This is a genomic window from Chryseobacterium sp. 14P4.3.2 (assembly GCF_057799275.1).
Map to the genome: position 1 here is coordinate 1 of NZ_JBYOKO010000036.1, position 7,003 is coordinate 7,003.

4 protein-coding genes are annotated in these 7,003 nt (G+C 35.4%); all 4 read right to left on the bottom strand.

Going from position 1 to position 7,003, the window contains the following annotated elements:
• On the bottom strand, positions 1–2,968 hold a 2,968-nt coding region (locus AC27VX_RS23435), incomplete at its 3' end, for a hypothetical protein (RefSeq protein ID WP_488698367.1).
• Positions 2,969–2,979: 11 nt separating this feature from the next.
• Positions 2,980–4,581, bottom strand: coding sequence for a T9SS type A sorting domain-containing protein (locus AC27VX_RS23440; RefSeq protein ID WP_488698369.1), 1,602 nt, complete (start codon positions 4,579–4,581; stop codon positions 2,980–2,982).
• Between the two features lie 1,190 nt (positions 4,582–5,771).
• Positions 5,772–6,182 carry a hypothetical protein gene (locus tag AC27VX_RS23445; protein WP_488698371.1) on the bottom strand — a complete coding sequence of 137 codons (411 nt, stop codon included), beginning with the start codon at positions 6,180–6,182 and terminating at the stop codon, positions 5,772–5,774.
• Positions 6,172–7,003: RHS repeat-associated core domain-containing protein (locus AC27VX_RS23450; RefSeq protein ID WP_488698374.1), on the bottom strand; the 832-nt coding region annotated here is incomplete at its 5' end. The genes AC27VX_RS23450 and AC27VX_RS23445, both read right to left, overlap by 11 nt.

Below are 7,003 nucleotides of genomic sequence, written 5' to 3' on the forward strand. Positions count from 1 at the left end.
TCTTATCAGGGAAAAGACTCGCAGTAGACGGGTCATAAATAAGCTCTGTCTTAGCCAAAGTTTTACTCTGACCCGAAGGGCTTGCTTTCTGAGCAACTTCTGTTTCTAAAGGAATACCAAGCATATTGGCAGTAATGAGCTTCTGATTATTCTTCTCAGTGGCATACAGGTAATTGGTAATAGTGGATGTACCGTCAGGAAAAAGCTGGGTAGATAAGGACAAATAGTCTAAAGCGTTATAAACGCTTGTGCTTGTACTGCTCACCGAGCTTTGAATACCATTCTTGTAGAAATAAGACGTTTCTGTTTTAGAGGTAGGTAAAGTGATCCCAAACTTTTCGAAGTTTTTATAAGGGGTCGTCAAACTTACATTTCCTACGTGGCTCAAAAGTTCCTGAAATGAGTTATAGCTAAAATATTCCGCAACCGAAACTCTGTAAAAATTATCAAGTAATTTGATCCCGTCATTTTTTTCAATTTCTATGGAGGAATAATTCGTTTGGGTTTCTGAAAGGATCTGCCCGGTTGAATTATACTTTTTCTCAGAAACCAGCTGTCCTCTCAGATAATCGAGATTAGGAATGGGTCTTACAGGAGGCTGAAGGGCTAAGCTACCCTGATTCGGGTACTCAAGCGGAGATCTGAAGGTATAAACGGTCTTCCCATTATCGGTAATATTATCATTATTATCTCTTACAATTTGTTTTACGGTAACATATTTGTACCCGACATCGGATCCCTGGGTTTTCTGAACAGGAAGGATATTAGAATCTGTTTGTACATCAAACTGAGCACTATACGTAATATCAGCATTGAACAATTTATTTCTGTAGGAATAACTGTCACCATAGGCCATAATAGGTTCTGGAAACACTAGTGACCCGCTACTTTTGCTGGAAGTATTGATATTCCTGTAATCGTATATAAACTCTTTAGCTACCGTTCCTGTAGTAATAGGGGTATCAAAATACTTAATACCATTAATTCTCAATCCTCCACCTTTTCTAATTGCATAATCATTAAATACACGTTCTTTTGTATCCGCAGAAAAAACATAAGAAACAGGTTTGTAGGTTGGTCCATGACTACCGCTTAAGGAAGCATAGTATGTCCCAGGTTCAAGCTCTACGGTTTCATTATTTAATTCATAAATAGGTTCTTGCCCTGTACCAGAACCAGGGCAGAATCCACCACCTACCTGTATGCATAATTGATAGGTTAACCCAGTGGTAAATACGGGCGGGGAAAAAGTATTATTACCCAGCTTTTTGTAGATTTCAAGTTTCCATTCAGAATACATTAAATTTCCTAACAAGAGATACAGTTTAACTTTTTGCGCTGAGTTTATAGTAAAAAACTCAGCTTTTGCTGTAGGGCTAAATGAGTTTAAACCGGTAAGGCCAAAAGAATTATATAGATCAACCCAGCTTCCTGTAATATCTTCCATTCCCATCCCATTATAATAATGGCTATAATCGTTGGTGCCAAATTCAAAGACACTTTTTCCTTTTGTAGGATAGGTAATAGATTTAATGACATCATTCGTTATAGCGTTAGGATCCTCCCCTTTGTAGTATCCCCAACCATCTCTACTTAGCATTTCTGTCGTTTTATTATACTCTAAAGTATATTCCTGATTTTGATTATTAGGCGAAATTTTAGTCACCTTATTCAAAAGCATCTTTCTTAATACTATAGGTGTAATTGTTCCTTGCTGATAATTTGTATCTGCATAGTCATAATCAAAAATATATTTCTCAGTATATTGAGTAGGGCTTTGCCCGGGATAATTAGACTGAATGGATTTTAATTTATAGAGATTAATGGGTTCAATATAATTAGAATCCTGCCTGCCTTTTTCGTAATTTAAATAAATTGTTCCCTTATCTACTATTTCTATACTTGTTAACAAGCTTGTACCTGTACTGTTATTGATTGTTTGGGATTCAATGGCTCCCGGCATATTCCAATCTGGGTTCTGCAACGTTCCCCCAACGGTATTGCTTGTATTGGTATAATTAATATTGCTTGCATATCTAAAAGTACGGGTGGTTGGCTCTTCATATTTCACTAATGAGGAAAGCTCATATTTGAATAATGCTAAAGCTACGTTATTTTGATCCGTAATTTTTGTAAGATGAAATGAAGACCAATAATCATTAATTTCCTCGTTCGCATCAATGTTCGACATTCCTGTTGTAAGCCCTGTTTTTATATTGGTAATGGACTTCTGTGAATTTTCCATCGGGCTGAAAATATATTTAATCCCTTTATCATCTACAATTGTAAAGGAAGTAACTTCTCCAGTAGAATTATTATTAAAAGTAATCCTAAGATTATTTCTATCCAGTTTCTCAGCCTTATAATTTCCGGCAGCATCCTTTACAATATAAAATCTTCCGGATTGTCCCATAAAGTTATATTGAAAGAGGTCATATTCTGTGTCATACCGCCCCTGCCCTGCAAAGAATTTATAGTCATCCATATTTACAGGCTCATCATTCATGACTTTGAAAGTAGGGTTGTAAGTATGATTATAGATACCAAATTTTGTTTTGGGAGGGCTGGAAAAGGCAATTGTTCTGTTCTTTTCATCTGCTCCACCACCTCTTATCGTTCTGGATATGGTTCCTCCTGCGATCAAACTCCAGCCGAGACCTGTTTCTCCTGCTTTATCATCCGGTTTTGCATTGAGAGGATGATATTTCAGCTGAACACTCACCGGTACTTTTGAATTACTGGTCGGAATATTGAACAGAGGAATATTTATATCAGGAATTCCTGTATAGTAACTGACAGGGACTTCTTCAAATTTCATCAGGTTATTCGAAGTAGGAGCTGCGGGAAACATTTGATTTATCTCTCCAACATAGCTTTTAGCAACATCTCCTCCAATAGAGGCCTGTCCCTTAAGCGCATGCCCCAAAAGGGCTGTTAATAAAATAACAGCTATTGTACTTTTTTTCATGATTCTTAGTTTTATTTCTTAATCAGCTTTGCATTGGCTGTTTTATTATTATCCGTTTTTATCGTCACCAGATAAGCGCCCTGAACAAGAGCCTGCGTGTTAATCTTGGTTACTTTATTCTTTGTCTTCAAGCTCTGAAGCTGTCTTCCGCTCATATCATACAGCATAATATCAGCCTCTTTAAAATCAAAGCCAATTTCTATGTAAGCATAATCTGATACCGGATTCGGATAGATCTTGATATCAAATTTCTCCATTAGCTGATCAACCTGTTTGTCTCCCAGTTTTACAATTTTCCAGTTTTCTTTGCCCAGTTCCTCAGCACTGGTTCCGGCTAAAACAATAGAACCATCCCTGTCAATTGCCACGGCTGCCAGCCGCTCTTCTTTTTGTCTGGATTCTCCGGTTACATATTTTCTCCACTGTTCATTTCCATTTTGGTCTAAATATAGTATCCAAAAAGTCTCGTCATTTTCTTCTATTCTTACTTCAGACTGAGTATATCCCCCCAGAAGCAATCCTTTGGAGGACTTGTCGTCTGCCGAATGAATCACACTCATTCCCATTAAGAGATCACGGTTCCCAAAATTGTAAGATTTCTGTGACTGTTCTTCTCCTCTCTCGTTTAAAAAAATCAACCACAGGTCAGTACCCTCTTCAATGCCTACCGTTTTGTTTCCTGATATTTCCGATCTTGATTCACCTCCGATAATGTATCCTGTGGAAGTTAAAGCAAGTGTTCTGATGTGATCATCACCTTTGCCACCGAAGTTTTTTTCCCACTCAATTTTTCCGTTCCTGTCGATTTTAAGAACCGTATAATCTCCTTCACCGAAATTGTCGCTTTGTTTTTGTACAATAGTCAGGTGTCGGGTGTCGGATGTATTTTGGGCATCTTTTATGGGAGATGTCTTACCTTGTACCGCTGAACTTCTGGAATAAATCCCGAGTAAAGCTCCGCCGTCTTTTGTTGGGATCATTTTTTCAACTTCATCAAGTCCTTTTCCGCCCCAGATTAATTGGGACAGTTCTTTTCCGTCTTTGTCCAGCCTGATGATCAGCACATCTTTAGAACCGTAGCCTTTTGAAGAATTCTGAACATTTCCGGCCACAAAAAATCCTAAATCTGTGGTTTGGATAACCGCTCTGGCTTCCTCATCAGCAGCAGTGTCCAGTGTTTTCTGCCAAATCTCGTCTCCAAATTCATTGATCCTGATCAGCCAAATTGAAGAACCTCCTTTGGAATCGTCTTTCTTGTCAAGCCCTTTCGTGGAAAATGAGGTTCCAGAAAGTAAAAATCCACCTTCCTGGGTAGCGACTGTTGCAGACAGATAATCATGATTGTTTCCTGAAAAATATTTTTCAAAAACCTGTTTTCCCTGCTGGTTCAATTTTATCAAATGATAATCGTAGCCATTATTCTGTTTACTACCTTGTTTAAGCTTCTCTGCTTGAATGGAACTTCCGGTAATCAGATATTGTCCGTCAATGGTAGTAGTCACCTGGCTCAGAAAATCCTGCGTTGAGGATTTTATATTTTTTTGCCATAAAATTTCCTGGGCTGATCCCAGAATGGTGCATAAGGTAAATACACCCAAATAGATTTTTTTCATATGTATTTGATTTTTTTCAAATATAGTAGTAAACATTTCAAATAACAGGGATATAATGTGCATTTATATATACAATATTGTACACATTGTATATATTTCTATAGATTCCGGAAACTCCGGAAAATTATTCAGTGTCAAAAAATTGTAATGATAAGATTGATCTAAGTATTAGACTGTAGTACATCAAGTGGATGTACACCAAAAAGTATTTTCGTTCTCATATTATTTTTAAGTTGGTATTAGTTTATTTTTATACAAATTTAATAATTTTTAACAGAACTCAAATAAGCAAATGCAATTTATTATACCGTTTCAATATATTTTTTCGCCTATTTTGATAGTATTCTAAAGCAAAAGTAAACCAGCAAAGCGACAGAACATGTCGTATAATACCAGTGTTCATCCATAAAATGAAAAATAATTTTGATTTCTGAAGAAGATTGTATGATCCGTATGAAATATTTTTATATTCAGAAATACAGGTTTAAATAATTCTTAGAATGCATAAATAAACAGTATTGATCTGGTGCTTTTGTAGCTTTGTTACATATATCAGTAATATTCTTTAACTCTCCCTCTGTCATAATTATTTATAAGATTTTTAGTCTTCCAAATTTAAAAACTATATGTCTTATGTACTAATATTCTTAGGAAAGAATGCAAAACAGAACCTTTTTTACAATACAAAACAATCTCTAAAATCGTTGTAGATTTGTTATTGTTACTTTACCCACACTCTGCAGGTACGGTAGAGAGGATTCCTTTTGTTATTCTTACCATTTTAATGTATTTTTTGAGTTCCCTGAACGAATTTACAAAGGAATTTTCAATAGGCAGTCACTCCTGAAAATCATGACCGGTTTTGACATCTTTTGACAGGTTTCACATCTGTTTTCTTCGATAGCTCTTCGAGTGTTCTTCGGATGAGCTTCGGAAAAAGAATCATTTTACCGAAGAACACTCGAAGAAACCCCGAACAATACCAAACTCATTTTAATATAAATCTGTAACCTAAGCAGTTCTATTTCATATATAAAAAACACAACATTCTTTACAACAAGAAAACCACCGCAGTTGCAGTGGCTTTATTATTGCCATCATGGCATAAGCGTGACACTTGCGCCATCTGGGGGGATCTTCAAAGGAACGAGCGAGACGCTCGCACCAACGGGAGGACGCTTGAATCTGTTTTACCGTATCTGTTTCAACGAAATATTATCAAAAATCAAATCTTTAGAAAAAGGAGTAATCATTCCCTCAGAAAAGTTTAGACATTGGTTCTCTATTAAAAGACAATTAATATTATTTCCTTCAAAAAAATATTTAATAATCTTATTTTTCTTTTTTTTAAATGTTTTGTTTTCATACGAAATCACATACTCAACTTTAGTTTTATATTTTATAGAAAATGTATTCTTAAAACTATCTTTATAGTTTTGAACTATTAACTCAGCATCTGTGTTATTCAGTATTTTTAGTTCTATTTTATAATTGTTATTACTATAATAGTATATATTATCATTATTTTTAAGTGATTTACAATCAAAAAACAACAGCATTACTAATAACAACTGTAATGTAAATATTTTTTTAAAACCCATAAACATCTTTTAAATATTTTCCTGTAGGAATATTTAGTGTAGAATTTCCTGAATAATTAAAAAGCTCTACCATACTTCTAACTGTCATTGCATTAACCCCAGTTATATTATTTACAGTTTTAATTTCTACCCCCACTGGAAATTGATTATTATTCATTAGTTGCCGATTTAAAACTGAAAATTGTGAATTTCCAAGAAATTCATAAGTACCCTTTGGAAGTGTAGGAAATTTCAACTCTCCATCATATGAGTATTGCGCTCTATATGCATCTACTTCTTGATTAATTCCAAAATTACCACTTCTCAGACTACCTCCTACATTTACGTCATATTCCCTTCTTGCTATTTGCCCTCCGTGTCTTGATTCGTGTATTTGTTTAGAAAAATCATCAGTGTACATCGTAATTTGACCTTCACCAGTTCTTGCTGTCTCAGGAACACCTCCATTCGGATTATCTTTAGCCTTTGCAAAAGAATAATAATTGTCTTCATCATTTCTCATATCAGAAATATCCTGCTTCGATCTTTGTAATTCAGCAATTCTGTCGTTTTTATCACTAGCATCTCCCTTTTGTAATTTCTCAATTTGTTTATCTAGTTTCTTCTCAATACTCTGAGCTATTTTTTCAGCTTTTTCATCAAATTTCTCAACTCCACGTCCATCAGGGTCAATAAACCTGATTGGATTGTTCATTGTGTAGTTATAAGGTGACCATCTTCTATAAATTTCCGCCAGCGGATCCACGATTCCCCATCTGCCTAGATCCGGCATATACATTCTCGCTCCATAATCATACATACCAGTCTCCTGCAATTCTTTA

Bases quoted from the DNA above. Each gene is read 5' to 3' on its own strand.
- AC27VX_RS23440 (WP_488698369.1), bottom strand. From the start codon at position 4,581: ATGAAAAAAATCTATTTGGGTGTATTTACCTTATGCACCATTCTGGGA.
- AC27VX_RS23445 (WP_488698371.1), bottom strand. From the start codon at position 6,182: ATGGGTTTTAAAAAAATATTTACATTACAGTTGTTATTAGTAATGCTG.